Consider the following 25,397-nt stretch of genomic DNA (forward strand, 5'->3'; position numbering starts at 1 on the left):
ATGGCTCGAGTCTGGCATGTAGTCTGAGCCAATGGACGCGGGGTCCGTTTCGTCCGGGTCCGCCGCCGCCGGAAGCGGCAGCGGCGGTGACAACGGCGCGCAGACACTGATGATCGCCTACGACGGATCACCGAACGCCGATCGCGCCATTCGCTACGCCGGACAATTCCTACGCGCGCAGTCCGCGGTGGTCGTCACCGCCTGGCAGCCCGGCGGCATGACCCCGGCGCGGATGTCCACCCTCGCGGGCGGGATGCAACCGTTCATCGACACCCAGCTCGACGCCGGCGTCGACCAAGCCCTCGAAGACGAGGCCGCCGCAATCAATGAGCGTGGCGTGACGCTCGCCGCCGAGTGCGGGCTGTCCGCGCGTGGAACGCTCGTCGAAGTGGAGTCGACGGTGTGGGGCGCGCTCGTCGCCGCGGCCGAGGCGCTCGACGTGGACCTCCTGGTCACCGGCACCCGCGGGGCGTCGGGACTCAAGGCATTGTTGCGCTCCAGCGTCGCCGAGCGGGTTCTCAAACACTGCCATCGACCGGTGTTCATCGTTCCCGCCAAGTGCGAGAAGGCGCCACAGGTCACGCCGTAGATGTCCTGATCTGTGGGATGCGTGGCCTGGACGCCACGGTGTGGGTCGGAAACGATGTCCTCATGACTCGATCGGTGCTGATTCTCGGCTATCCCGGGGTGCAGGCCCTGGACGTGACCGGTCCGGCCGATGTGTTCACCACCGCATCCCTCGCGCTCGCCGACCGGGGCTCACCCATCTCCTATGACCTGCGTCTGGTCTCGCACTCGGGACAACCCGTCGGCACCGGCGTCGGCCTGGAGTTCGTCGCGCACCCGCTGCCCGATCCGGCCGATCCGATCGACATCCTGATCCTGCCCGGAGGCACCGGCGTCCACGACGCTTCTCGGGATCCCGATCTCGTCGACTGGATCCGGCAGGCCGCCGGACGGGCGAGACGGGTCGTCAGCGTGTGCAACGGCGCGTTCCTCGCAGCCGAGGCGGGCCTGCTCGACGGCAAGCGCGCGGCGACCCACTGGGCGGCGGCCGGCCTGCTCGCCGAGCGGTACCCCTCGATCGAGGTCGACGCCGAGGCCCTGTTCGTCCGCGGCTGCGACCGTGTGTGGAGTTCCGCGGGCGTCACCGCCGGCATCGACCTCTCGCTCGCCCTCGTCGAAGATGACCACGGCACCGACCTCGCGCAGCTCGTCGCACGGTGGCTCGTCCTCTACATGCGGCGCCCCGGCGGTCAGAGCCAGTTCGCGCCACCGGTGTGGATGCCGCGGGCCCGGCGCACGGTGATCCGCGAGATCCAGGAGCGCATCGAGGCCGAACCGAGCCGGCCACACCGCGTCGACGACCTCGCCCGCGACGCGTCGATGAGTCCTCGTCATTTCTCCCGCATCTTCACCGACGAGACCGGCGAAGCGCCCGGCGCCTACGTCGAACGAATCCGGACCGACGCCGCCCGACGCGCACTCACCGAGAGCGACGACACGATGCCGGTGATCGCCACCCGGTGCGGATTCGGGTCCACCGAGACGATGCGCCGGACCTTCATCCGGCGACTCGGCGTCCCGCCGGAGACCTATCGCCGCACCTTCCGCTGAACCCGCTCCCTCGACACTTCTCCGCCCATCCCGCCTACCGAAAGGCTCCCCATGACCCAGATCGCGATCGTCCTCTACCCGCAGTTCACCGCGCTGGACTTCATCGGCCCCTACGAGGTGCTGCGCGCCCTGCCCGACGCCGAGGTGAGGTTCGTCTGGCACGAGCCGGGGCCGATCGTCGCCGATTCGGGCGTGCTCGTCGTCGGTGCCACGCATTCGTTCGACGAGACGCCGGCGCCGGACGTCGTCCTCGTGCCGGGCGGGCCGGGATTCCTGTCGGCGTCGCAGGACGAGAAGGTCCTCGACTGGCTGCGTGCCGTGCGACCCGGCGCCCAGTGGACGACGTCGGTGTGCACCGGCTCGATCGTGCTGGCCGCCGCGGGTCTGCTCGACGGCAAGCCGGCCACCACGCACTGGTCCTCGATGGCCGGACTGACCCTGCACGGGGCGAAGGCCGTGTCCGACGAGCGCGTCGTCCGCGCGCTGCCCGACGACGACCTCGTCACCGCCGCCGGCGTGTCCGCCGGGATCGACCTCGCGCTGTGGCTGGCCGAGCAGATCGCCGGGCGCGCACGAGCCGAGGCGATCCAGCTGATCATCGAATACGACCCCCAACCGCATCTGGACTCCGGACATCGTTCCAAGGCGTCGGCCGGCACGATCGCCACATCGACGATGCTGCTCACCCGCGACGTCGACAAACCCGAGCTGCTCAAGGCGAGCGCGCGTCTGTTGTGGGATCGCGCCCTCACCACAGTGCGCTCCCGGCGCTGATCGCGGCGGAGTGGATACGCAGGTCTCCGCGGGTGTCACCCGGAATCGGACTTCGGCGATGGTAGTTTCATCGCCATGACCAACAACCGCCTTGTCGCCGGAGCCGTCGCCGGAGTCGCCGGCATCCTGGTGGGACTCGGCGCGGTGTTCCTCGGCGGTTTCCTGGCCTCCGAGAACAGCCCGTCCACCGACCTGAACAACATCAGCCCGAACAACGGATTCATCCAGGGCTCGGTGGACTACGGTTCGCGCGGCGGAGCCGGCGACACCAACTGACACATCCGCGACGCCGCCGGTCCCGGCGTCCCCTGATCGACGGCAGCAGCAACTGAGTACTCCGCCTCCACCACCGGATCGGTCCGTCCTGACTCGGTCTGGGCTCGATCGGTCTCGGCTGAGTCGGCGCGGCGTCGCCGTCGTCGCCGCCATGTCGCTGCTGATCTGCCTGCTGCAGTCACCGGGCCGCATCGCCGCGGACACCAAACTCGACCTCACCGAGAATCCGCTGGGTTTCCTGGCGCGCGCCGCGCATCTGTGGACGCCGAACGCCCCGATGGGGCAGGTACAGAACCAGGCCTACGGGTACTTCTTCCCGCACGGCGCGTTCTTCACGGTGGGCGACCTCCTCGCCGTCCCGCCGTGGATCGTGCAGCGCCTGTGGTGGGCGGTGCTGCTCACCGTCGGCTTCGTGGGCATCGTCCGCCTCGCCGAGATCCTGCGACTGGGGTCGCCGGCCTCGCGGGTCATCGCCGCCACCGTCTTCGTGCTGAGCCCTCGGGTCCTCACCACGCTCGGCTCGATCTCGTCGGAGACCCTGCCGATGATGCTCGCGCCGTGGGTGCTCCTGCCGGTGGTGCGGGCGCTGGACACGCGCGGTGCCGACGACGGTCCGCCGCTCTGGCGTGAGGCCGCACGTGCGGCGGCCGCGGTCGCACTGATGGGTGCGGTCAACGCCGTCGCCACGCTGGCGGCTCTCGGCGTCGCCGCCCTGTGGTGGCTGCTGCACAGCCCGCGCGACCGCCGCTGGTGGCGATTCGGCGCCTGGACCGCGGCCGGCCTGACCCTGGCCTGCGCGTGGTGGGTCGTCCCGTTGCTGATCCTCTCGCGCGTGAGTCCGCCCTTCCTGGACTACATCGAGTCGTCCCGGGTCACCACGCAGTGGACCTCGCTGACCGAGGTGTTGCGCGGGGCCAGTTCGTGGACGCCCTTCGTGTCCCCGGAGCGCGTCGCCGGGGCGGTGCTCGTGACCCAACCCGCCGCGGTCCTGGCTACCGGGACCATCGCAGCCGCGGGGCTCGCCGGATTGTGCATGCGGCACATGCCGTTCCGCGGCCGGCTCGTCGCGATCCTGGGTGTCGGTCTCGTCGTGATGTGCATCGGCTACGCGGGCGGGCTGGGGTCGCCGATCGCCGAGCAGGTACGCGTCTTCCTCGACGGTTCCGGCGCGCCCCTGCGCAACATCCACAAGTTCGAGCCGCTTCTCCGTATCCCGCTGGCCCTCGGTGTCGCCCACCTGCTCGCTCGGGTCCCGCTGCCGGGGAGCGCGAGTCGCCGCGAGACGCTCTCCGCCTTCGCCCAGCCCCAGCGGTCGCGTCCGGTCGCCGCGGCGATCGTCCTGCTCGTCGCTGTGATCGGCGCCGGATCGCTGATGTGGACCGGCCAGCTCGCACCGAACGGGACCTACCGGGAGATCCCGCGCCACTGGCAGGACACCGCGAACTGGCTGGCCGAGCACGGCGAACGCAGCGACGGCGCCCCACCCGCCCGTGCACTGGTCGTCCCCGGCGCCCCGTTCGCCGACCAGCTGTGGGGACTCACCCGCGACGAACCGCTGCAGCCGCTGTCCGACACCCCGTGGGCGGTCCGCGACGCGATACCCCTCACGCCGCCGGGCGCGATCCGAGCGCTCGACTCCGTGCAACGCGAGATCGCCGCCGGCCGCGGATCACCGGGCCTGGCCGCCACCCTCGCCGGGCAGGGTATCGGATTCGTAGTCCTGCGAGCCGATCTCGACCCCGAGACCTCACGGTCGGCCCGTCCGCTGCTCGCGCAACAGGCACTCGACGACTCGCCCGGACTACGCCGCGTCGCGACGTTCGGTCCGCGGATCGGCCCGCCGAGCGTTCGAGGGGTGGTGCGCGACAACGGCTTGCGGCCCACGATGCCCGCGGTGCAGATCTTCGCCGTCGGTGCTGCCGGCGTGCCGGACGCCGGCACCGGACCCCGCCTCGTCGACACCGCGGGACTGCCGCGGGTGGCCGGTGGTCCCGAAGCCGTCGCCGAACTGGCGGAAGTTCGTGCACGTCAGGGACTTCCGCCGCTCGGACCGGTCGTGCTCGATGCCGATGCACGCCGCGCCGGCGTCGTCGACGGTCCGTTGATCGTGACCGACACACCCAGCGACCGGGAGACCGACTTCGGCCGCGTCGACGACCACAGCTCGGCGATCAGATCCCCCTCGGATCCGCGTCGAACACAGAACTCCGTCGCCGATTATCCCGTCGACAGCCAGCCACTGGTGCATGGAGAGTGGTTGCTGGACAACGACAGCGGCGAGGTCGACGTGTCCACGTCGGGATCGGCGGCGGACGCGGTTCAGCCCGGGCAGACCTCACCGGCCAACTCGGCGGCCGCGGCCTTCGACGGCAATCCGCAGAGCGCCTGGGTGAGTGGCGGTCTGGAGAGTGCGGTCGGACGATGGATGCGCATCGGTTTCACGACCCCGCGGTCCGACCTCGCACTGACCCTGACGACCGCGAAGGCACTCGGACCCGATGTCACCAGTGCGTTGGTCACCACCGAGGCGGGTAGCACGGTGGTCTCGGGGCTCGAACCGGGCGAACCGATGACGGTGACCGCGCCCAGCGGGGCCACCCGCTGGGTGCAGATCCGTGCACTGCGCACCGACGACGGCACGGCCGGAAACCAATTCGCGCTCGGCGAGGTGACGGTGTCCGACCTGCGGACCGCGACGCCGTTGCGAATCCGCCATCGCGTGGTCCTGCCCGAACTCGAGGCCGGCACCGAGGTGGCCCAGTGGCTGCTGTACCAGGAGTTGTCCGGCCGGGCGTCCTGCGTCGCCGACCCGGAGCGGCAGATGACCAGATGTGCACCGGGACTCGGCCTCTCCCCGGAGACGTCCGCGGTGTTCGGACGCGCACTCTCGGTTCCGTCGGATGTCACCGTATCTCCCACCACGATCCTGCGGCCCCGGCCCGGCGATGCTCTCGATCGGCTACTCGCCGAGGATGATCGGGTCACGGCGCGCGGGCCCCGTCCGGTGACCGATCCGCGCGGCGGGCCCGCGGCCGCCGTCGACGGCGATCCGGGAACGTCGTGGACCGCACCGGAGATCCCTGACGAGCGGGCGTCGCAGAAGCGTGAGGGTGCAGCAGCGGATGGCGCGGAGACCGACCCGGCAGCGGACGAGAACAGTCCCACCCTGGTGCTGGATCTCCCGCGCGCACAGCGGGTGGATTCGCTGACCATCGACGCCCCGCGGGGCTATCCCGCCGCGCCCACCGAGGTCGCCGTCGACCTCGGTACCGGGGAGCAGATCCGCGAGGTCGACGAGAGCGGCATCGTGCGGCTCGACCCCGCGGTGACCGACCGCGTGGAGATCACCATCCGCGCCCAATCCGACCTCATCGACGTCAACAGCCTCGGATTCGCCAGTCCCGCACCACCGGGGATCGCCGAGGTCCGGGTGTCACCGTCGCCACCGGCCGGCGTGGACGAAGGGCGGGTCGTCGAAATCGGTTGCGACGCCGGGATCGGCCTCACCGCCGCGGGCCAGGTCGTCCGAATGTCCGTGCGCGCCACCGCGGCCGACCTCCGCAACGGACAACCGGTCATCGGGCGGCCATGCGGCGACGGCCGGTTCGCCCTGCCCGCCGGTCAGCAGGAGGTGTCGGTCAATCCCGGCGACGCCTTCACCGTCGACGCCCTCTCTCTGGTGAACGGAGACCCGGTGTCGGCACCGGCGTCGGTTGTCCCCGAGGTCACCGAATGGTCGGCGGTACGGCGTGCGGTGACCGTCGAGAGCGGCCCGCAGCGACTGCTGGTCGTGCCCGAGAGCACCAACCCCGGGTGGCAGGCGCGGCTCGGCGGGACGCCACTGCGGCCGGTCGTCGTCGACGGCTGGCAACAGGGCTGGGTGGTGCCGGCCGGGACGGCCGGCACCATCGAACTCACCTACCGATTCGACTCGCTGTACCGCTGGGCCCTGGTGATCGGCCTCGCGCTCATGGTGCTGCTCCTCGTCGCCGCGTGGTGGCCGTCGACGCGTCGCCCACCGGCCGGAGCGCCGATCGTCGCCCCGGCCGGGCGGGGGACGGTGCTCGTCGCCGGTGGCGCAGTGCTCGCCGCGGCGTGGCTGGTGTCGGGCTGGTGGGGACTCGCGGCGGCGGTCGTGGTCGGCGCCGTCGCCGCTGCGGTACCGCCGAAGGCCGGCGTCACCACGGCATTCGTCGCGATGATGACCGCGACGATCGGGCTGGCGGCCGGGCCGTGGCACGCCTCCGGGGGCTACCACGGGTCGCAGTGGTGGGTTCAGCTGCCGGCGCTGGTGGCGGTGTCGATGACCGCGTGGCTGGTGTTCTGGTCGGCCGTCGACGGCCGGTCGTCGGGTGCGGTGCCGATCGAGGCCGGCGCAGACGAGGCGTCGGACGAGACGTGGCGCGCGCGGTTGCGACGACGATTTTCGCGGTTGCGCAACCAGTTCCGCGTCGGCTCCTCGATGAAGGCGTAACTGGCCGCGGCGACACCGATCGACAGACCGAGGGTGATCACCAGCACCTGGAGGGTGTCACCGCTGAACGGCACGATGCCGAACAGCGGGAAGACCACCGCCAGGATCGCGACGTGCCAGATGAAGATCCCGTACGACCACCTCCCGAGCGCCAGCATCACCCGCGAGGTGAGGATGCGGAACGGTCCGTCGTTGCAGACGAGCGGTGCGAGCAGTGCGTAACCGCAGAGGGCGCCGAGAACCATCTTGGTGGCGAACTCGATCTCGGTGACAGCGCCCAGACCCGTCGGACCGGCGAGCCGGGTGCACGCCAGCGCATAGGCGACGACGAGCACGCCCAGCATCAGCGGACGGTTCGCGCTCAGGCGGATCGCACCGGCCAGCCAGCGTCCCGGACGGGTCTGCCCGGCACCCGAACCGGAGTCGAGGACCCCGGCGACCTCGGCCAGGACCAGACCCGCGACGAACCACGGCAGGTGACCGAACACCCAGTTCTTGGTCTCCACTCCGGCGGCCACGGGCAGGGAGGTGCCGACCCAGGCCCAGCCCAGGCTCACCGCGGCCAGTAGCAACAACACCGGGATGCGCGCACGCAGGCGACTCCCGCGCAGCCGCAGGAGCGCGAAGCCGATGAGCGGGAGCAGGGCGTAGAAGGCGATCTCGACCGACAGGCTCCACATCTGGGTCAGACCCGCGGTGAGTGTGAGCGGCACGAAGACCTGGGTGAGCGTCAGATTCGCCAGCCAGACCTGGGCGTCGGCGCCCTGCGCCTCGGGAAGCAGCAGGATGACCAGGGTGACCACGACCAGGTAGGCGGGCCAGATCCGCACGATCCGGTGGCGGAAATACCTCGGCACCGACGGATGACGGGTTCCGCGATGCGCGGCGTCGACCCACGGTCGCCACAGCAGGAAACCGGAGAGCGCGAAGAACAGGGCGACCGCGAGGTCGAGGCGTCCGAGCACCGGTCCGAGCACGGGGATCTCGACCGCCCGCGTCTGGAACGCCACGTGGGTGACCAGGACCCCGATCGCGGCGATCGCCCGCATGCCCTCGAGCTGCGGATAGAACCGTCTGGCGGAGCCTGCGACGGTCTCGACGGCGGCGGGGGCGACGGAATCGGGGTCGGTGCTGGTCATGCTGCTGACAGGGTAACCGGGAGGCGTTGCGTACCCTCGCCTCCATGTCCTCGCCGTCCCAGTCGTCCCCAGACCCCGAGACGTCGTCGCCGGACTCCGAGACCCATCCGCAGCCTCATCGCTGGTCGACGGCAGACCTCGCCGGCCCGACCCTGATCTTCGTCGGCGGCTTCCTGCTCGCGGTGACCATCGCCCTCCCGACGTTGCTCGTCGGAGGTTTCCGGACGATCCCGCTCAGCACCGACTTCACCACCGTCGCCACCGCCGACGACGCGACGATCTTCGACCGGTGCTCGCTCGGGACCCGTTCGGCCCGCACCGTCGGCGCCGACCTCGTCCGCCAGCAACGCGTCGTGGCGGTGCAACCGTCCGACGAACACCGGGTGACCCTGCAGGCCGGCACGTCCATCCAGGCCGAGACGCTGCGCATCGACGACCGTGAGGTCGACCCCGGCGATCCGCGCCCCGGCGCCGACCCCGGAAACCAGTCCGACGACGGGTCGCAACCGTGCAACGACGCGACCGTCAACGCCGTCAAGGATCGGGTGACACTCGACCGGAAGAACGCGCTGCCACGACTCGCCGCGCGCGGGGCGTCGGAGATCCAATACGACAGCGGACAGGCGGCCGTCCTTGTCCCGGACCGCCGCGGCGTCACCTATCTGTTGCCCTTCGACACCGAAACGGCCGACCGGGAGTTCTTCGACGCCGTCACCCGTACCGCCGTGCCGCTGGTGTACGACGGCGACACCGAGGTCCGCGGCCGCGACGTCGCCCGGTTCCGCGCCGAGGTCCCCGACACCGACCTCGCTCGCGAGGCGCTGGGCCGGCCCGTGGGCACCAACGTCTCGATCACGCGGCCGGCGTCGTGGTTCGGTGTCGGCGACACGAGCCGACCGTTGACCGCGGACCTGCACCACCGGAGTTCATGGGATCTCGCCGTCGACCCGCGGACCGGCACGATCGTCGACGCCACGATCACCGTCGACGAGGTGTACCGCTTCCCCGACGGCACCCCCGGCGTCCCGGACGACTTCGAATTGCCGCACCTACGAGCGACATTCACCTACGACGACGACACCCAGGCGCGGATGACCGACCTGGCCGCCGACCTCGCGTCCCCGATCCTGATCTGGGGCCGCCTGGTGCCGATCGGCACCGGAATCCTCGGCGTCGCGGCCCTGCTGGCCGGGCTGATACTGATCAATCCCGCCTGGCTGCCCGCCCGGCTTCGGCGTCAGCGTGACGCGAAAACCGTTGGCGGGCAGCCGGAGTGATCGGGATCGGCGTCAGGACGCCGACTCGGCGGCGAGCCGGCCGAGGGTGTCGTTGAGCTGATCCTCGGTCACGAGCGGGAATTTGACCTTCTCGAGCAGCTTCTTGTCGGTGACCTTCGACCAGTCGTAGGTGTGGCGAACCAGCGTCTCGTTGGGACCCTGGGATTCCAGCTCCCACAGCCACTCCCATCCGGGCGGCTGGGTGCCGGCGGGCGCGGTCTGCCATGCCAGGAGCTTGTCCTTGGCGTAGCCCGTGACATGGTTGTCCGTCTTGTACTCGCCGCCCATGTGGTCGCCCGCCATGTTCATGGTGAACACGTCACCCACCTGCTGGATGCGGTCGGCGTGGTCCACGCCGCGGATGAACCCCGAACCGTCGAGCGCCTGATGCCGTTCGGGATTGGAGAGAACGTCGAACACCGCGTCGACGGGCGCCTCGATCGTGCGTTGGACAGTGACCTGTGTGCTCTCGTTGTCGCTCATGACACAACACTGCCGAAAGTTCGGGTACTCGGCAACGTCCGGTCACCACCCTGTGCTCCCTGAGGAGCCCCGGAGCCTGCGGAGGGCGCGTCACGAAGGGTCCGGTGACCGAGGTTGCGAGACCCTTCGTGACGCTCGCAAGCTCGCTCCTCAGGGAGCGGGCGTGGAGGGCGCAAGCTCGCTCCTCAGGGAGCGGGCGTGGAGGGCGCAAGCTCGCTCCTCAGGGAGCGGGCGTGGAGGGCGCGAGCGCGCTGCTCAGGGAGCGGATTCGTTGACCATGATGGCGGGGCGAATCAGCGCGCGACCGCCCACGTCCCCAGCGCGGCGATCGTGGCAGCCACCGCGGCGGTTCCGGCGACTCCGATCACCGACCCGGCGACCGTGAGGATGATCAGCACCTCGGCGGCCACCACCAGCCAGGTACCGAGCGCGACGCGCGTCCGGTCGCGCGCGATCGCCGACAGCAGGACGACCTGCAGGACGGCGAGCGCGGCGCCGATGTAGGCGAACAACCACAGGATCGGCACGAGCGTGTCGTAGCCGTCCCCGAAGACGAGCGGGACGACCGGCCCGGCCGCACCGGCCAGGACGGTGAGTACTACCCCGATCCCGGCGACGACCGTCACCGCCTGACGCAGCGAGGCCCGCGACCGCGCGGGATCGGCCAGGCGGGGATAGAAGACCACGCCGATCGCCTGCGGGAGCCAGAAGGCCACCTTGGTCGCGATCGCGCCGAGTGCGTACACCCCGACCTCCTCCGCGTCGAGGACCCGGGGTGAGAGCAACAGGTCGATCGACGAGGCGACGATCAGCACCAGCTGGACCTGGGACGCGCGCACCACGCTGAGCACTCCCGCGGAACCCGACGCCCCACCTCGAGGCCGGACGGCCCGCGCCACCGACCACACCACGAGCCAGACGACGACCGCGGAGGCCGCGGCACCCAGCGTCCCGGCCAGGAGCCCACCCGCCGGCCCGGCGCCGGCGGCGAACGCCCCGATGATCGGCATCGACCGGGCGACACCGACCACGGCCAGCACCCAGGACAGCACCCGGAACTCGCCGCGGCCCTGCAGAATCCCCTGACCTGCGGCGATGAGGGCGAGTAGCGGCGCGGAGGCGAGCGCTGCCGCTGTCGTCGCCACGTCGGTGCGCAACAGCAGCGCCACCAGCGGGGTGGCGACCACGGTGAGCACGACAACCCAGGACGTCGTCACCACCCCGAGCGCGCGGAGGCGTCCCTCGTCGCCGCCGAGCACGACCTCCCGGGCGATGACGTTCTGAAGGGCCATCGCCGGCACGCCGAGCACGAGCATGGCCGACAGCAGCACCGCGAACTCGCCGTATTCGCTGACATCGAGGAAGCGGGCACTCGCGGCGAGGTGCACCACGTACATGCAGACGTTGGCCACCATCGAACCGACCGCCACCGACCCGACGGCGCCGACGGTGCCCGTCGTCCGGCGCGTCTGCTGCATGGACCAAGTGTGCCGATCGGGCGCGAGGCGCTTTGCACCGGCCGTCGTCCGTAGGCAACGATGGGAAGGCTGCTGTCCACCCAGCCCGAGCTCCACAGACCGAGAGACCCTGATGTACGACGACAACCCCACCTACGACGCCGAGTCGACAGACATCGGTTCGCGCATCGACCCGGTGCTGGCCCGGAGCTGGCTGCTGGTCAATGGTTCCCACTACGCGAAGTTCGAGCCGGCGTCCCGTTCGCGCGCCGACATCGTCGTGTTGGACATCGAGGACGCCGTCGCTCCCAAGGACAAGGTCGAAGCGCGCGACAACGTCGTCCGCTGGCTCGGGCCGAAGGACGGGACCGCCGGCCCCGGCGCCGGAGACTGGGTCCGCGTCAACGGATTCGGCACCCCTTGGTGGGCCGACGACCTCGAGGCCCTGTCGCAGACCGCGGTCGGCGGGGTGATGCTGGCGATGGTCGAGTCGGTCGACCACGTCACCGAGACCGCCAAGCGCCTGCCCGGTCTGCCCATCGTGGCACTCGTCGAGACCGCGCGGGGGCTCGAGCGCATCAGTGAGATCGCGGCCGCCAAAGGCACCTTCCGCCTCGCGTTCGGCATCGGGGACTTCCGCCGCGACACCGGTTTCGGCGACAACCCGCAGACCCTCGCCTACGCCCGTTCGCGTTTCACCATCGCCGCCAAGGCCGCCCACCTGCCCAGCGCCATCGACGGCCCGACAGTCGGTTCGAGCGCACTCAAACTCAGTGAGGCGACCGCGGTCAGCGCCGAGTTCGGCATGACCGGCAAGATCTGCCTCACCCCCGGCCAGTGCGCGCAGGTCAACGAGGGCCTCTCCCCCTCCCAGGACGAGATCACCTGGGCGCGTGAGTTCTTCGCCGAATTCGAGCGCGACGGCGGTGAGATCCGCAACGGCTCCGACCTGCCACGGATCGCGCGGGCGACCAAGATCCTCGACCTGGCCCGGTCGTACGGCATCACCGAATCGGACTACGACGACGATCCGGTGCACGCTCCCGCGCCCTCGGACACCCACCACTTCTGATCGGCATCACCGCGGTGACCCCCCGACGACTGCTGCCGGCCCTGTACGGCACCGGTATCGGCGCGACCGCGGTGATCCTGGCGCCGCTGCTGCCGGGCCTGATCGGGGTCGGCGACCGTCACCTGCTGTACCGAGATGCGGTGTCCACACCGCGTACCCACGTCACGGACACCACGCTCGGGATCGGCGACCTGCCGCCGCGCGCCGTGCCGCAGGACTGGTTCCTCGCGATGGTGAGCACCGTCCTCGACGGCGGGGTCGTCGTGCTGGCAGTCCTCGCCGCGGCGCTGGTGTGCGCGGGAGTCGGCTACGGACGCCTGGCGGCCCGACTGGTCCCGGGCGCCGGGCGGGCCGGTGCCTCGGCGGCCGCGCTCGTCGCGGTGTGGAATCCCTATGTCGCCGAACGGCTCCTGCAGGGCCACTGGAGCCTGCTGGCCGGGTATGCGGCACTGGGGTGGATTCTCGTTGCGGTCATGGACCTGCGGGAATGCCCCCCGCTGGTTGAGCCGGCACCGAGCGCAGCCGCCGGGTCGAGTAAGCGACGAAGGAGCGCATCGAGATCGAGGAGCCGAGTCGAAGCCACCTGGCGACCGGACCCCGGAGCGGACGCCGTCCGGCTGCTGCAACTGGGTGGGCTGTTCGCCGTCGCCGGACTGACGCCCACCGGGTCCGTCCTGGCCGGAATCGTGCTGGCGGTGGCGCTTCTGGCGCGCCCGATCGGCTCGCGACCCACGGTGGCCGCCCTCGCCCTCTGGGGTCTCAGCACGCTGCCGTGGTTGCTGACGTCACTGATCACCGACGCCCCGACCACCTCCGCGGCCGCCGGGGTGGAGGCGTTCGGTCTGCGCTCCGAGCCCTGGCTCGGGCCCGTGGGCACGGTCGGTTCCCTGGGCGGGATCTGGAACGCCGACGCCGTGCCCGCCAGCCGGACCATCGGGTGGGCCGCGGTGGCCACCCTCTGCCTGCTCCTCGTCGTCGCCGTCGGCGCGCGGTATCTGTGGCGTCGTCGCGGGGAGCTGGATCCGTCGGTGCCAGCCATCGCGGTCCTGGCGTCGGTCACCGCGATCGTGTTGCTGCTGAGCACGTTCGGCCCGGCCCGTACCGTCCTGGGCTTCGTCGTCGAGCACCTCGGCGGCGGCGGACTCCTGCGCGACACCCAGAAGTTCTCGGCGCTCCTCGTCCCGGCGGTCGCGGTCTGCGTGGCGGCGGCCGTGGCGGCGGCGCGGCGTCGTGTACCGGCGGGTTTCGCGCTCACCGCGGTCGTACTGCTGGTGGTGGCGCCGCTCCCCGACCTCGCGTGGGGCGTCGGTGGCGCGGTGCGCGCGATCGACTATCCCGACGAGTGGCGACAGGTCGCGGAGATCGTGCCGCCGGATCGGGGTTCGGTCGCCCTGTGGCCTCCCGGAACGGTCCGCGAGTACCCGTTCGCCCATGACCCGTCGCTCGACCCCGCCGCACGGATGATGCGGGCGCCGGTCGTCGAGTCCGGCGAGCTCCGCGTCGACGGAGAGGTGATCGACCCGCCCGGCGTACACGCCGCGGCAGTGACGCGGGTACTGGAATCCGGTGGGTCACCGACTGCTCTCACCGAACTCGGCGTCGGGTGGGTACTGGTCGAGAACGGTTCCCCGCCAGCACAACTCGCCGATTCCGGGCACCTCGCCTTCGACGGTCCGTCGCTGCAGCTCTATCAGGTGGGCGACCCGGCGGATCGCTCCGCGGGCGTCACCGACCGGGCGATCGCCACCGCCGCACACCTGGTGTGGGCCGCGCTCCTGGTCGCCGGGCTGATCGGCGTCGGTATCGGTGTGGTCAGCGGCCGGGCGCGGACAGCACGGCGTCGAACGTCGCCATGAATCCGTCGCAGGTCGCCGACCACGAGTAGCGGCTCGCCTTGACCTGTGCGTTACGTCCGAGACGGCGTGCCTCATCCGGATTGTCGATGAGTTTTCCTGTCGCGCTGGCCAGTTCGTCGACCCCGTCGACGAGCAATCCGGTGTTCCCGTCGTCGATGGAGTCGGCGAGTCCGGCGGCACCGCGGTAGCCGATCGTCGGGACACCGTGCTGGGCGGCTTCGACGACGGCGAGTCCCCACCCTTCCTTCCGCGACGGCATGAGGTGGACCCGGGCCCGGGCGAGGAGTTCGTGTTTGCGGTGTTCGTCGACGTGGCCGTGGAAGGTGACCGCGTCGGTCACCGCGAGATCGTTTGCGGCGCGGAGCAGTTCGTCCGCCCACCAGCCGCCGCCGATGACGTCGAGGTGGGCGTCGACACCGTCGTGGCGCAGCCGCGCGAGCACCGTCAGCGCATCCTCGACCTGCTTGTGCGGCACCAGCCGCGACAACACGCAGAGCCGCACCGGGCCGTCCGGCCCACCGGGAACCGCGTCCCGATCGGGACCGGTCGCCCCGATGCCCTCGGGCAGCGGATCGATCCCGTTGCGCACGACCGCGATCCGCTCGGCGTCCACCCCGAGTGCGACGAGTTCGGATTTCGACGGCGCCGAGACCGTCACGTATCGGTTGCGACGATGGACCCGAGGCGAGACCCGCGACTCGAGAAACCATCCCACGTGACCGAGGAGACAACCGGCGACCGGCCACTGTTCGCGGTGACAGTGGTGGACGAGGACCACCGTCGGGGCCGGCGAGACCAGCGCCGAGAAGAACGGGACACCGTTCTGGGTGTCGACGACGACATCGGGCCGGCACCCGGCCAGCGGCCCGAGACCGAGCCGGCCGCCGAGGATCGTCGCGAGCATGCGCGGATACACACTGATGCGTCCGCCGGCGCGGATGAACCGCATGCCGTCCCGCGTCTCCTCGCGGACGGACCCGGGGTAGGCGGAGGTGAGGAAGGTGACCCGCGCGCCGCGGCGGGCCAGTTCGGCCCCCACGCGTTCCAGGTAGGTCTCACTGCCGCCGCCCTGGGGGTGGCGGGTGTCCCGCCAGCACAGGAGCAGGACGTCAGACGGTGCGCGCATCGTCCGTCAGCCTACCCACCGCGGCCGGAGCGCCGGTACCCACCGCACGGGCGCGCCACTAGAGTGACCCGACGATGACGACTCCACTCCCCGGCGGTGCGCGGATGGCCCGGCTCGCCACCCTGCGCCGTGCCGCCGGACTGCTGAACGACTTCCGCTACGAGCAGTCCGACCCCGCTCGCTTCTACGGCGCGCTCGCCGCCGACACCGCGAACATGGTCGAGGCGTTCGTACCGGACCTCGCCGGGACCGGTCCCGACGGGGCGGTGATCCTCGACGTGGGCGGCGGCCCCGGGTACTTCGCCGACGCCTTCCGGGCCCGGGGCGCGCACTACGTGTCCGTCGAACCCGATCCCGACGAGATGCACGCCGGCGGGCTCGAGCATCGTGGCTCGGTCCGCGGCTCCGGCCAGGCCCTCCCCTTCGCCGACGGCTGCGTCGACGTCTGTCTGTCGTCGAACGTCGTCGAGCACACCCCGACGCCGTGGCAGATGGCCGACGAGATGCTGCGGGTGACGCGTCCCGGCGGCATCGTCATCATCAGCTACACACTCTGGTGGGGACCGTTCGGCGGCCACGAGATGGGCCTGACCCATTACCTCGGCGGCCACCGCGCGGCCCGGATCTACACCAGACGCAACGGTCACCCGCCCAAGAACCTCTACGGGACGTCGCTGTTCGCGGTCTCCGCCGCCGACGGGCTGCGCTGGGCCCGGTCGGCGACCGGCAGCGGGCATGCCGAACTCGTCGCGGCGTTTCCCCGCTACATCCCGCGCTGGATGTGGTGGGTGATGCGCCTACCGGTGCTCCGCGACGTTCTCGGCACCAACCTCGTGCTCGTCCTGCGTCGACTGTGAGTATCCGGTTGCGGTTTGTCCCGGTTCCGGTGGTTGCCACTCTGGATGTGAGTCACTCCTGATGGGGAGGAGCACACTGTGAGCATGTCACCGGGCTACACGGTCGAGGAGATCGAAGCTCTTGTGGAGGAGTACATGACTCTTCGACAGGGGCAGAAGGGGCCGTGGCTGAAAGCCAGGTCGATCAGTAAATATCAGCTACACCGATGGCGCCAGGCCTATCTGGCCGGTGATCTGGCACGCGGGCTGGTGCCGCGTGACTCGGTGACCCGCCCGGACGCGATCCGACGGGCGATCGAAGCCGAGAAACAATTAGAAGCTCAACAGCGTGCTCATGCCGACGAACTCGAACGGTTACATCGGCAGATCGAGACCCTGCAAGGCGGTAATGCCGCGTTGGGAAAAGCTATCGGGCTCTTGCGCGAGTTGGACTCGCAAGAGCCCGGGACGACACCGGACGATCCCACCTGCGAGAAATAAGGTTCGGCCTGATCGCCGAACTCACAGCCTCGGGGTATTCCCAGCGGTCGGCGTTGACGATCGCTGGGGTATCGCGCGGATCGTTTCACTACCGTCGCCGGCCACGACCTGCGGTGTCACATCCGATCGCCCAACGAGACCGGGCCTATCCCAGCCGACTCAACTCCGCCGACGTCGCGACGATCAGCGAGTTGATCCGGGCCGGCTGGTCCCAGGGGCAGTCGGTGCTCGATACCTTCGCCCGCACCTGGGATTCGGGCCGGTACTTGGCGTCGCCGCGCACCTGGTATCGCATTGCCAACCGGATCGATCAGTCCACCCGCCCTGCCTCGCCACGCCTGCGCACACGTTCCCCACGGCAGGTGCCGGTCGTGGCGGCCACCGCCCCCGGACAGGTGTGGATGTGGGATATCACCGACCTCAACGGCACCTACGTCGGGCAGCGCTACAAGGCGTACTCGATCCAGGATCTGTACTCGCGCAAGATCATCGCGTCCTGCGTGGCACCTCGCGAGGACGAAGACATCACGGCGGGCTTGTTTGCTGCAGCATTCGACACCGATCAGGTTCCGCGCGTCATCCATTCCGACAACGGGTCGGTCATGCGGTCAGCGCGACTGGCCCAGCTGTGTGCGGCGATGAACGTGACCATGTCGTACAGCCGTCCACGAGTATCGAATGACAACCCGTACAAGGAATCCGAGTTCCGCACCATGAAACACCGGCCGTCATATCCGACCACTTTCGACGACATCCACAGCGCTCGGGACTGGGTCGAGTCCTACGTCGACTGGTTCAACCGCGAGCACCACCACCGTGGACTGGCCTTGTTCACTCCACAATCAGTCCACGACGGCAACTGGCGGAGGCACCACAGCGTGCGCACCTCAACACTCAACACCTACTACGCGCACAACCCCGACCGGTTCCGCCATCGTCGTCCCAGCGTGCACCGCCCGCGCAGCCGCGTCGGCATCAACCTGCACCACGAACACAACCAGATCGCACTAAACACAAACTAGTGACTCAACACAGGTTGACACCCACCGTTCCCGGGACAAAACGCAACGGGAAGGCCGGGGTTTGCCCGGACTACTCCGCAGCGAGGTCCGCGGTGCAGTTGAGCGTGCCGCCCTGGCTGGTCGCGGCAGCCAGTTGCTCGCCGTCGGCGAGGATCGCGCACGACACCGGGCCGCGGACCACGATGGCCGACAGGCTCGCCCGGGTCCCCTCGAGTTGCACCCGCTGGGACCACGGCGACCCCGTCGCCGGGATCACGGTCGGCGACCCCGGGCCACGACGGAACGTGAGCGCGACGACGTCGCCGTTGCCCGTCAGCTGGTAGGTGACGGTTCCGGAGCGCTGCGTCGTCGTGGTGGTCGACGTCGTCTCCTCGGTGGTCGTGGTGCTCGACGATGTCGTCTCGCTGGTCGTCGCCGGGCCGGTCGACTCGGTGGTCGACGAGGAGGCCGCACTGGTGGAGTCGCCGTCGCCCGACCGGGTGACCAGGACGACGACCAGGCCGAGCACCACGAGCGCGATCAGCGCAGCCAGCGCCAGCCCGATCGTCCGCCCCTTCGATCCGGAACCGCGAGGCGGCTCGCCACCGGCCGGTGCATCGTAGGGCGAGGACGCGTACGGCGAGCCGCCTGTGTAGTGGGGATCGGCGTACTGGGGCTCGGTGTACGGACCCGGATAGGGCTGCCCGCCCTGGTGCGGCTCGGTGTACGGACCCGGGTACGGCTGTCCGGGCTGCTGTTCGGTGTAGGCCTGCGACGGCGGCGCCGACGGGTCGAAGTCGGGATCGAACTGCCGGGTCTCAGGCGGATCGTTCCGCGGATCGTTGGGATCGCCCTCTGGTGGTCGGGTCATGCGCTCGATTCTGTCATCTGAGGATCGGGCTCGACCCGACCACCGTGAACTGCGTCAGATGTCGGCGATCGCTTCCAGTGGCCCGGTTCGCGCCGCGCGGACCGCGGGCCACAACGCGGCCAGCACTCCGACAACCGCCGACGCGACGAGAGTGATCACGATCAGCGACCACGGGACCACCGGGGCGCCCAGGCCCCATTCGGCGAGCGTCCGTACCAGCGCGACGCCGATGACGGTCCCGAGGAGCACACCCAGCACGGCACCGAAGATCGAGATCAGCACCGACTCGAGGTAGATCGAACGCCGGACCTGGGCCCGGACCATGCCGATCGCGCGCAGCATCCCGATCTCACGTTTGCGTTCGACCACCGACAGCGCGAGCGTGTTGATGATGCCGAGTACCGCGATCAGCAGCGCCAGCCCGAGCATCGCGTACAGCGTGCCGAGCATCTGGTCGATCTGCGACGAGATCTGCCCCTTGAACTGATCCCGATCCTGGATCTGGACCGTGAGATACGCGGCCGTCGCGTCCTCGAGATCGGTGCGCAGGGTCTCGAGGTCGGTACCCGGGGCAGCGTTCACGAAGAGCGTGACGTTGACCCGCGCGAAGGGCGGGACGAGTTTCTCGTAGACGTCCGGACCGACCACCCACGGTTGCAGCGCCTCGTTGTCGGCATACACGCCGGCGATCGGGACCTGGACCTGCGCGCCCGTCGCGGAGGTGAACGTGACCACGTCGCCGCGCTTCCAGCCGTTGGACTTGCCGGTGCGCTCGCTGATCAGCATCCCGTCGGCGGGCAGATCCGACGACGCGCCGTCCTGCATGTCCATCACGGTCACGCTGTTGAGCGGTCCGCCGAGCGCGGAGAACCCGGTCTCCGACTTGTCGTCGACCTTGGCCTGGACGATGCCGAACGACACCACGTCGCCGACGCCGGGCACACCGTCGATCGCGTCGGTCACCGCCGGAGGCAGCGGCGACTGATTGGTGCCCGCCACGATGTAGTCGGCGGTGATACCGGCGTCGACCGCGTCGTCGACCGTGCCCTTGAACGACTGTCCGAGGGTGCCGATGATCGCGACCAGCATCAGTCCGAGGGTGAGCGCGAACGCCGTCGCGGCAGAACGCCGCGGGTTGCGGACCGCGTTGGTCCGCGCCAGGCGTCCGATCATGCCGAACGGTGCCCCGATGACCCGGCCGAGCACGCTGACGAACGGGCGGGCGAGCGCCGGACCGACGAGGACGGCCGACAGGACCGCACCCGCGGCGCCGGCACCCACCGTGACCGCGGGGCCGGTCCCTTCACCCATCGCACCGATGACGATCGCGGCGATCGAGGCGACGCCGATGATCGCGCCGAGGATGGTGCGGTTGCGCAACGAGGCCGACCCCTCGGCGGCCGATGCGCGCATCGCCTCGACCGGCGGCACACGTGCTGCTCTCGCCGCGGGTACCCACGCACTGATCATCGTCACCACGACGCCGACCAGGACGCCGGCCAGGATCGCATCCGGGCCGACGGCCAACTCACCGTCGGGCAGGCCCGACGTCGCGCTGGTGATCGCCTTCAGGCCGGCGGCCAGTGCGATCCCGATGGCCAGACCGAGGGCGCCGCCGAGGACGCCGACCACGAAGGCCTCGAACAGCACCGACCGCGACACCTGGCGTTGGCTCGCGCCGACCGCCCGGAGGAGCGCGAATTCGCGGTTCCGTTGCGCGACGATCATCGAGAACGTGTTGTAGATGATGAACGTGCCGACGACGAGACCGATCGCGGCGAACGCCAGCAGGATGTACTGGAAGATCTGCAGGAACTCGTTGACCTGGGCCTTCTGATCCTCGCGGACCTGATCGCCGGTGCGGACGTCGTAGAGGTCGGCGTCGGCGCCGAGCCCGGCGATGATCCGGTCCTGCAGCTGCTCGGGGGTGACCCCGGCGGCGGCCGACATGTCGACGACGCCGACATGCTCGCCGTCGGTGAACAACCGGGACGACGTCGCGGCGTCGAACTGGACGTTCACATACCCACCCGTCGAGCTCGGCGCGTCGACGAGACCCACGACGGTCACCTCGAGCGGCGTGGCATTGCCCTGGCCCACGACGACCTTGGTCTTCGACCCCACCTTCAGGCCGGCAGCCTCGGCGGCCGAGGTGTTCAGCGCGATCTCACCGGCGTTCTCGGGCCCGCGGCCGCCCGGCAGGATCGTCGACTCCTCCGGCGAGAGCGCCTCGTCGGGCGGGATGTAGGTGCTGCCCACGCTCGGGGCACCACCGGTCTGGATGGCCTTGCCGTCGGAGTCGGCGACCGTGACCAGTCCGTTGTTGTTGACGACGAGCTTGTCGATGCCGAACTGCGCGCGCTGATCCCGGAGCTGGTCGACGATCGAGTTCGGCACCCCCGGCGACTGCCGGTCGGCCGGGGTCACCTCGACCGCGACGCCCGGTGCGGCGCTGTCGAAGATGTCGTTGAACGCCTTCGAGATGGATCCGGTGAACACCATCGACCCGGCCACGAACGAGGTGCCCAGGACGATCGAGAAGAGGGTCAGGAAGAGACGGAGCTTGTGCGCGCGGAGGTTTCGCAGCGAAACCCTGCGCATCACCGAGGAGGAGGCCACGGCTCAGTGCGCTTTGGCGGCGTCGGGCGCAGGGACGTTGTCCAGGTTCTTCATGACCTCGAAGACATCGTCGGCGGAGGGCCGGGAGAGCTCCTGCACGATCTGGCCGTCGGCGAGGAACACCACGCGATCGGCATACGACGCGGCCCTCGGATCGTGCGTCACGATGACGACGGTCTGTTTGAACTCGTCGGTCGCGGCCCGCAGGATCGACAGCACCTCGCCGGAGGAACGGGAATCCAGGTTGCCCGTCGGCTCGTCGCCGAAGATGATCGACGGCTTGCCGATCAGTGCGCGGGCACACGCGACGCGCTGCTGCTGACCACCCGACAACTCACTCGGGAGATGTCCGAGCCGGTCGGTGATACCCAGCCGGGCCACCACGGCGTCGAACCATTCGGTGTCCACGGTGCGGCCGGCGATGTCGACCGGCAAGGTGATGTTCTCCTTGGCCGTCAGCGTCGGCACGAGGTTGAACGCCTGGAAGACGAAGCCGATACGGTCGCGGCGCAGCATCGTCATCGCCTTGTCCGACAACGCCGTCAGATCGGTGTCGCCGATGAAGACCTTGCCGTCGCTCGCGACGTCGAGGCCGGCCAGACAGTGCATCAGGGTCGATTTGCCCGACCCCGACGGACCCATGATGGCGGTGAACTCGCCCTCCCGAAACGAGATCGAGACGCTCTTCAGGGCTTCGACGGCGGTGTCGCCGACGCCGTACCGCTTGGAAAGGTTGTCGGCTCCGGCAGCCACCGCATGCTTGGGCGCCCCGAAATCATCGCCACCGTCGTCTCGAGCGGCCACATCAGTCGTCGTCATGCCCTCAACCGTGCCAAATCCTGCGCCGGTTGGCCATCAGGTATCACCCTGACCCCACCCTGACAGGGGTGACGTTCGGCACTCTACTTCGGGATCTGGACCTCGAACGAGTGCAACCGGTTGGGCGATCCGACGTTGTCGGAGACCACGAGGAGGGTGCGCGTGCGGGTCTTGGCGAACGGGTTGTCCGGGTGCCAGTTACCCCAGGCGAGACCCGACATGTTGCCGGTGAGCAGGTGCGGCGTCGCGGTGGTGGAGAAGATCCGCCGCTTGGTCATCGCCTTCTCGCGTCCGCTCAGCTTCTTCTTGTTCGTCACCGACGTGGCACCGCGGGTGGTCGTCCAGAAGATGTTCGCGAGCCGGCCCGGTCCACGCTCGAGGACCAAGAAGTCGGTCGAGTTGACGGCGAGTACGTCGGCGGCCACCTTGTTCGCGTCGGTGCGGTAGACGAACTCGCGATTGCTCTTGCCGAAGGTCAGCAGGCGGGCCGAACGCGCGGCGTCCTGCCGGAGTCCACCGGCCGTCAGAACGCTGACCTGACCCTGCGGTCCGACCGCCGCACCCGTGAGTCCGCGCTGGCCCGCCAGACCCGACTTCGGTGACGGCCGCCACGCCGAGGGGATCGGCAGGTCGCGGATGACCTGTCCGATGGGCCCGATCTGACGGACGAACTGGTTGTTGCCACCGCTGACGACGGTGTAACCGCCCGCGGACCGGCGGATGCCCTCGAACTGCGCCTGGCCGGGCAGCAACGGGAGGAACCACGGACCGAGGACCGTGCCGCCCCCGTTGATCCGCGGCTGCCCGGCGAATGCCGCGGTCACCGAGGTGTATCCGATCGACGCGGTGAAGAAGCGTGCCGGCAGCACGTCTTCGGCGATCAGCACATAGGTGCCGTTACCGGTCCGGTCGATTCCGGAGATCCGGTTGACCGTGGGGAGCCCGTCCCCGATCGTCGTCGAATCGGTGAAGAACGCCGACACGCCCGCCCCGGAAGGCGGTGTCGCGGAGGCCGGTTGACCTGCGATCGGAGAGGCCAGACCGAGTACGCAGGCACCGACGATCGAGGCGCCCCACACACGTAGTTTCATGAGGGGCACGATACCTCAACCGTCACTTCTGACCCATCCGTACATTCAGCCCCGAACCCCGCAGCACGCCCGCGTCAGGCCAGGCGCTGCTTCAGACCGTCCAGCTCGTCACGCAGCGAACTCGGCAGCTTCTCGCCCACGAAGTCGAAGAGCTCCTCGATCGACGGGATCTCCTCGCGCCATTCCTCGGGCTTGAAGGCAAGCGCCTCCGCGACGTCCTCGGCGGGTACGTCGAGGCCGCTGACGTCGATCGACTCCGGCTTGGCGACGATGCCGATGGGCGTCTCGATACCCTCGGCCTCACCCTCGATGCGCTCGATGATCCACTTCAGCACGCGGCTGTTCTCGCCGAATCCCGGCCACAGGAAGCGCTTGTCGTCGCCACGACGGAACCAGTTGACGTAGAAGACCTTCGGCAGCTTCGACTCGTCGGCGTTCTTGCCGATGTTCACCCAGTGCTGCAGGTAGTCACCGACGTGGTAGCCCATGAACGGCAGCATCGCCATCGGGTCGCGACGCACGGTGCCGACCTTGCCCTCGGCGGCGGCCGTCTGCTCGGAGCCGACGGTGGCGCCCATGAAGACACCGGTCTGCCAGTCGCGGGCCTCGGTCACCAGCGGAACCGTGGTCTTGCGACGGCCACCGAAGAGGATCGCCGAGATCGGCACGCCCTGCGGATCATCCCACTCGTCGGCCAGCGACGGGCACTGCGAGATGGGGGTGCAGTAGCGCGAATTCGGATGTGCGGCCTTGTGATCGGACTCCGGAGTCCAGTCGTTGCCGAGCCAGTCGGTGAGGTGCGCGGGCGCCGGGCCGTCGATGTCCTCCCACCAGATGTCGCCGTCATCGGTGCGAGCGACGTTGGTGTAGAGGGTGTTTCCGGCCTCGATGGTCTTCATCGCGTTCGGATTCGAGTCGTAGCTGGTGCCGGGGGCGACACCGAAGAAACCGAACTCCGGGTTGATCGCGTAGAGACGACCGTCCGCGCCGAAACGCATCCAGGCGATGTCGTCGCCCACGGTCTCGGCCTTCCACCCGGGGATGGTCGGCTGGAGCATCGCGAGATTGGTCTTGCCGCAGGCACTCGGGAAGGCCGCGGCGATGTAGTAGACCTTGTTCGCCGGGCTGGTCAGTTTCAGGATCAGCATGTGCTCGGCCATCCAGCCCTCGTCACGGGCGATGACCGAGGCGATGCGCAGGGCGTAGCACTTCTTGCCGAGCAGGGCGTTGCCGCCGTAACCCGAGCCGAACGACCAGATCTCGCGGGTCTCCGGGAAGTGGGTGATGTACTTCTCGGTGTTGCACGGCCACGGCACGTCGGCCTGGCCGGGCTCGAGTGGCGCGCCGACGGAGTGCAGCGCCTTCACGAAGAAGCCGTCCTCGCCCAGGATCTCCAGGACGCGGGGGCCGACGCGGGTCATGATCTTCATGGACAGCACGACGTACTCGGAGTCGGTCAGCTCGACACCGAGCTTGGGATCGTCGGAGTCCAGGGGGCCCATGCAGAACGGGATGACGAACATGGTGCGACCGCGCATGCTGCCGCGGTAGAGCTCGGTCATCGTCGAACGCATCTCGGCGGGGTCGACCCAGTTGTTGGTCGGGCCGGCGTCGTCCTCGGACTCCGAGCAGATGTAGGTCCGCGACTCCACGCGTGCGACGTCGGCCGGATCGGAGTTCGCCAGGAAGGAGTTCGGCTTCTTCTCCTCGTTCAGCTTGACCAAGGTGCCGGCCTTCACGAGGTCGGCGGTGAGGCGCGCCCACTCCTCGTCGCTGCCGTCCGACCACACCACCCGGTCGGGTTGGGTCAGCTCGGCGACCTCGGCCACCCAGGCCAGCAGTCCCGCGTGCTTTGTCGGAGCGCTGCTCGGGTCCAATCCGGGAATGGTGGCTGCGGTCATCGTTGGGGCCTCCTCCGAGGTGGTGGCCGTTTGGAATGGCCACCTGTCAGGTCGTCTCGTCGTCCAGGATACGTACACCGAACGGGCGCTAGGTCACGGGGTTCACCAGGTGCGGTCTATCCCACACCCAGCGAACAGATGACCAAAGTCCCTGGTAGTCGCGCGCGGCCTGGTCTCGGCGCGAAGCGTACCGGTTCGGACGTCCGG

General features: G+C 69.6%; 19 protein-coding genes and 1 pseudogene. 11 read left to right on the top strand and 9 right to left on the bottom strand.

Translation table 11 applies throughout. The features are described 5' to 3' along the window. The first annotated feature begins 31 nt into the window (after positions 1–31). The 5 genes and pseudogenes from KTR9_RS22800 to KTR9_RS28310 form a co-directional block, all read left to right on the top strand. On the top strand, positions 32–589 hold the full coding sequence (locus tag KTR9_RS22800; protein WP_044507324.1) for a universal stress protein: 558 nt from the start codon (positions 32–34) through the stop codon (positions 587–589). Positions 590–651: 62 nt separating this feature from the next. Beyond that, positions 652–1,617, top strand: a complete 966-nt coding sequence (locus tag KTR9_RS22805) for a GlxA family transcriptional regulator (protein ID WP_014928336.1) — start codon at positions 652–654, stop codon at positions 1,615–1,617. Positions 1,618–1,668: 51 nt separating this feature from the next. Then, positions 1,669–2,391 carry a DJ-1/PfpI family protein gene (locus KTR9_RS22810; RefSeq protein ID WP_014928337.1) on the top strand — a complete coding sequence of 241 codons (723 nt, stop codon included), beginning with the start codon at positions 1,669–1,671 and terminating at the stop codon, positions 2,389–2,391. Between the two features lie 75 nt (positions 2,392–2,466). Further along, a complete protein-coding gene (locus KTR9_RS22815) occupies positions 2,467–2,667 on the top strand; it encodes a DUF2613 domain-containing protein (RefSeq protein WP_010843342.1) in 201 nt (66 codons plus the stop codon). Between the two features lie 151 nt (positions 2,668–2,818). After that, positions 2,819–6,046: pseudogene (locus KTR9_RS28310) on the top strand (DUF3367 domain-containing protein); the annotation flags it as partial. A gap of 896 nt (positions 6,047–6,942) precedes the next feature. Here the strand turns inward: KTR9_RS28310 and KTR9_RS27110 are convergent. Then, positions 6,943–8,280: an acyltransferase family protein gene (locus KTR9_RS27110; protein ID WP_014928339.1), complete on the bottom strand. Its 1,338-nt coding sequence runs from the start codon at positions 8,278–8,280 to the stop codon at positions 6,943–6,945. Between the two features lie 44 nt (positions 8,281–8,324). Here KTR9_RS27110 and KTR9_RS22830 point away from each other — a divergent pair, with 44 nt between their 5' ends. Continuing rightward, a complete protein-coding gene (locus tag KTR9_RS22830) occupies positions 8,325–9,557 on the top strand; it encodes a DUF3068 domain-containing protein (RefSeq protein WP_014928340.1) in 1,233 nt (410 codons plus the stop codon). A 12-nt stretch (positions 9,558–9,569) separates the two neighbouring features. Here KTR9_RS22830 and KTR9_RS22835 read toward each other — a convergent pair whose 3' ends face one another. Both KTR9_RS22835 and KTR9_RS22840 read right to left on the bottom strand, forming a co-directional pair. After that, positions 9,570–10,040: an SRPBCC family protein gene (locus tag KTR9_RS22835; RefSeq protein WP_010843338.1), complete on the bottom strand. Its 471-nt coding sequence runs from the start codon at positions 10,038–10,040 to the stop codon at positions 9,570–9,572. Positions 10,041–10,333: 293 nt separating this feature from the next. Then, positions 10,334–11,518 carry a polysaccharide biosynthesis protein gene (locus tag KTR9_RS22840; protein WP_014928341.1) on the bottom strand — a complete coding sequence of 395 codons (1,185 nt, stop codon included), beginning with the start codon at positions 11,516–11,518 and terminating at the stop codon, positions 10,334–10,336. A gap of 112 nt (positions 11,519–11,630) precedes the next feature. On the opposite strand from KTR9_RS22840, the gene KTR9_RS22845 reads away from it, so the two are divergent. Together KTR9_RS22845 and KTR9_RS22850 are read left to right on the top strand one after the other, a co-directional pair. Beyond that, complete coding sequence (locus KTR9_RS22845; protein WP_010843336.1) at positions 11,631–12,569, top strand: HpcH/HpaI aldolase/citrate lyase family protein; 939 nt, start codon at positions 11,631–11,633, stop codon at positions 12,567–12,569. 14 nt (positions 12,570–12,583) lie between these two features. Next, a complete protein-coding gene (locus KTR9_RS22850; RefSeq protein WP_014928342.1) occupies positions 12,584–14,425 on the top strand; it encodes a hypothetical protein in 1,842 nt (613 codons plus the stop codon). Here KTR9_RS22850 and KTR9_RS22855 read toward each other — a convergent pair. Beyond that, the gene (locus KTR9_RS22855; protein ID WP_014928343.1) at positions 14,382–15,551 is read right to left on the bottom strand and encodes a glycosyltransferase family 4 protein; all 1,170 of its coding nucleotides are present in this window, start codon (positions 15,549–15,551) and stop codon (positions 14,382–14,384) included. The genes KTR9_RS22850 and KTR9_RS22855 overlap by 44 nt on opposite strands. A gap of 74 nt (positions 15,552–15,625) precedes the next feature. Here KTR9_RS22855 and KTR9_RS22860 point away from each other — a divergent pair, with 74 nt between their 5' ends. From KTR9_RS22860 to KTR9_RS22870, 3 genes are all read left to right on the top strand, one after another. After that, positions 15,626–16,408: a class I SAM-dependent methyltransferase gene (locus KTR9_RS22860; protein WP_014928344.1), complete on the top strand. Its 783-nt coding sequence runs from the start codon at positions 15,626–15,628 to the stop codon at positions 16,406–16,408. Positions 16,409–16,492: 84 nt separating this feature from the next. Next, the gene (locus KTR9_RS22865; protein WP_044508033.1) at positions 16,493–16,888 is read left to right on the top strand and encodes a hypothetical protein; all 396 of its coding nucleotides are present in this window, start codon (positions 16,493–16,495) and stop codon (positions 16,886–16,888) included. 113 nt (positions 16,889–17,001) lie between these two features. Further along, positions 17,002–17,910, top strand: a complete 909-nt coding sequence (locus tag KTR9_RS22870; RefSeq protein ID WP_148281207.1) for a DDE-type integrase/transposase/recombinase — start codon at positions 17,002–17,004, stop codon at positions 17,908–17,910. 70 nt (positions 17,911–17,980) lie between these two features. On the opposite strand, the gene KTR9_RS22875 is transcribed toward KTR9_RS22870, so the two are convergent. From KTR9_RS22875 to KTR9_RS22895, 5 genes are all read right to left on the bottom strand, one after another. Further along, a complete protein-coding gene (locus KTR9_RS22875) occupies positions 17,981–18,760 on the bottom strand; it encodes a hypothetical protein (protein WP_044507329.1) in 780 nt (259 codons plus the stop codon). Between the two features lie 54 nt (positions 18,761–18,814). Beyond that, positions 18,815–21,361, bottom strand: coding sequence for an ABC transporter permease (locus KTR9_RS22880; protein ID WP_044508215.1), 2,547 nt, complete (start codon positions 21,359–21,361; stop codon positions 18,815–18,817). Between the two features lie 21 nt (positions 21,362–21,382). Beyond that, positions 21,383–22,198 carry an ABC transporter ATP-binding protein gene (locus tag KTR9_RS22885; protein WP_035717671.1) on the bottom strand — a complete coding sequence of 272 codons (816 nt, stop codon included), beginning with the start codon at positions 22,196–22,198 and terminating at the stop codon, positions 21,383–21,385. An 83-nt stretch (positions 22,199–22,281) separates the two neighbouring features. Continuing rightward, positions 22,282–23,289, bottom strand: coding sequence for an esterase-like activity of phytase family protein (locus tag KTR9_RS22890; RefSeq protein WP_014928346.1), 1,008 nt, complete (start codon positions 23,287–23,289; stop codon positions 22,282–22,284). 74 nt (positions 23,290–23,363) lie between these two features. Then, the gene (locus KTR9_RS22895; protein ID WP_014928347.1) at positions 23,364–25,190 is read right to left on the bottom strand and encodes a phosphoenolpyruvate carboxykinase (GTP); all 1,827 of its coding nucleotides are present in this window, start codon (positions 25,188–25,190) and stop codon (positions 23,364–23,366) included. Positions 25,191–25,397: the final 207 nt, after the last annotated feature.

Source organism: Gordonia sp. KTR9 (assembly GCF_000143885.2).
Lineage (GTDB): Bacteria > Actinomycetota > Actinomycetes > Mycobacteriales > Mycobacteriaceae > Gordonia.

Excerpts from the sequence above, each read along its gene's own strand:
- KTR9_RS22800 (WP_044507324.1), top strand. The coding sequence starts at position 32 with ATGGACGCGGGGTCCGTTTCGTCCGGGTCCGCCGCCGCCGGAAGCGGC.
- KTR9_RS22805 (WP_014928336.1), top strand. The coding sequence starts at position 652 with ATGACTCGATCGGTGCTGATTCTCGGCTATCCCGGGGTGCAGGCCCTG.
- KTR9_RS22810 (WP_014928337.1), top strand. The coding sequence starts at position 1,669 with ATGACCCAGATCGCGATCGTCCTCTACCCGCAGTTCACCGCGCTGGAC.
- KTR9_RS22815 (WP_010843342.1), top strand. The coding sequence starts at position 2,467 with ATGACCAACAACCGCCTTGTCGCCGGAGCCGTCGCCGGAGTCGCCGGC.
- KTR9_RS27110 (WP_014928339.1), bottom strand. The coding sequence starts at position 8,280 with ATGACCAGCACCGACCCCGATTCCGTCGCCCCCGCCGCCGTCGAGACC.
- KTR9_RS22830 (WP_014928340.1), top strand. The coding sequence starts at position 8,325 with ATGTCCTCGCCGTCCCAGTCGTCCCCAGACCCCGAGACGTCGTCGCCG.
- KTR9_RS22835 (WP_010843338.1), bottom strand. The coding sequence starts at position 10,040 with ATGAGCGACAACGAGAGCACACAGGTCACTGTCCAACGCACGATCGAG.
- KTR9_RS22840 (WP_014928341.1), bottom strand. The coding sequence starts at position 11,518 with ATGCAGCAGACGCGCCGGACGACGGGCACCGTCGGCGCCGTCGGGTCG.
- KTR9_RS22845 (WP_010843336.1), top strand. The coding sequence starts at position 11,631 with ATGTACGACGACAACCCCACCTACGACGCCGAGTCGACAGACATCGGT.
- KTR9_RS22855 (WP_014928343.1), bottom strand. The coding sequence starts at position 15,551 with ATGCGCGCACCGTCTGACGTCCTGCTCCTGTGCTGGCGGGACACCCGC.
- KTR9_RS22860 (WP_014928344.1), top strand. The coding sequence starts at position 15,626 with ATGACGACTCCACTCCCCGGCGGTGCGCGGATGGCCCGGCTCGCCACC.
- KTR9_RS22865 (WP_044508033.1), top strand. The coding sequence starts at position 16,493 with ATGTCACCGGGCTACACGGTCGAGGAGATCGAAGCTCTTGTGGAGGAG.
- KTR9_RS22875 (WP_044507329.1), bottom strand. The coding sequence starts at position 18,760 with ATGACCCGACCACCAGAGGGCGATCCCAACGATCCGCGGAACGATCCG.
- KTR9_RS22880 (WP_044508215.1), bottom strand. The coding sequence starts at position 21,361 with ATGCGCAGGGTTTCGCTGCGAAACCTCCGCGCGCACAAGCTCCGTCTC.
- KTR9_RS22885 (WP_035717671.1), bottom strand. The coding sequence starts at position 22,198 with ATGACGACGACTGATGTGGCCGCTCGAGACGACGGTGGCGATGATTTC.
- KTR9_RS22890 (WP_014928346.1), bottom strand. The coding sequence starts at position 23,289 with ATGAAACTACGTGTGTGGGGCGCCTCGATCGTCGGTGCCTGCGTACTC.
- KTR9_RS22895 (WP_014928347.1), bottom strand. The coding sequence starts at position 25,190 with ATGACCGCAGCCACCATTCCCGGATTGGACCCGAGCAGCGCTCCGACA.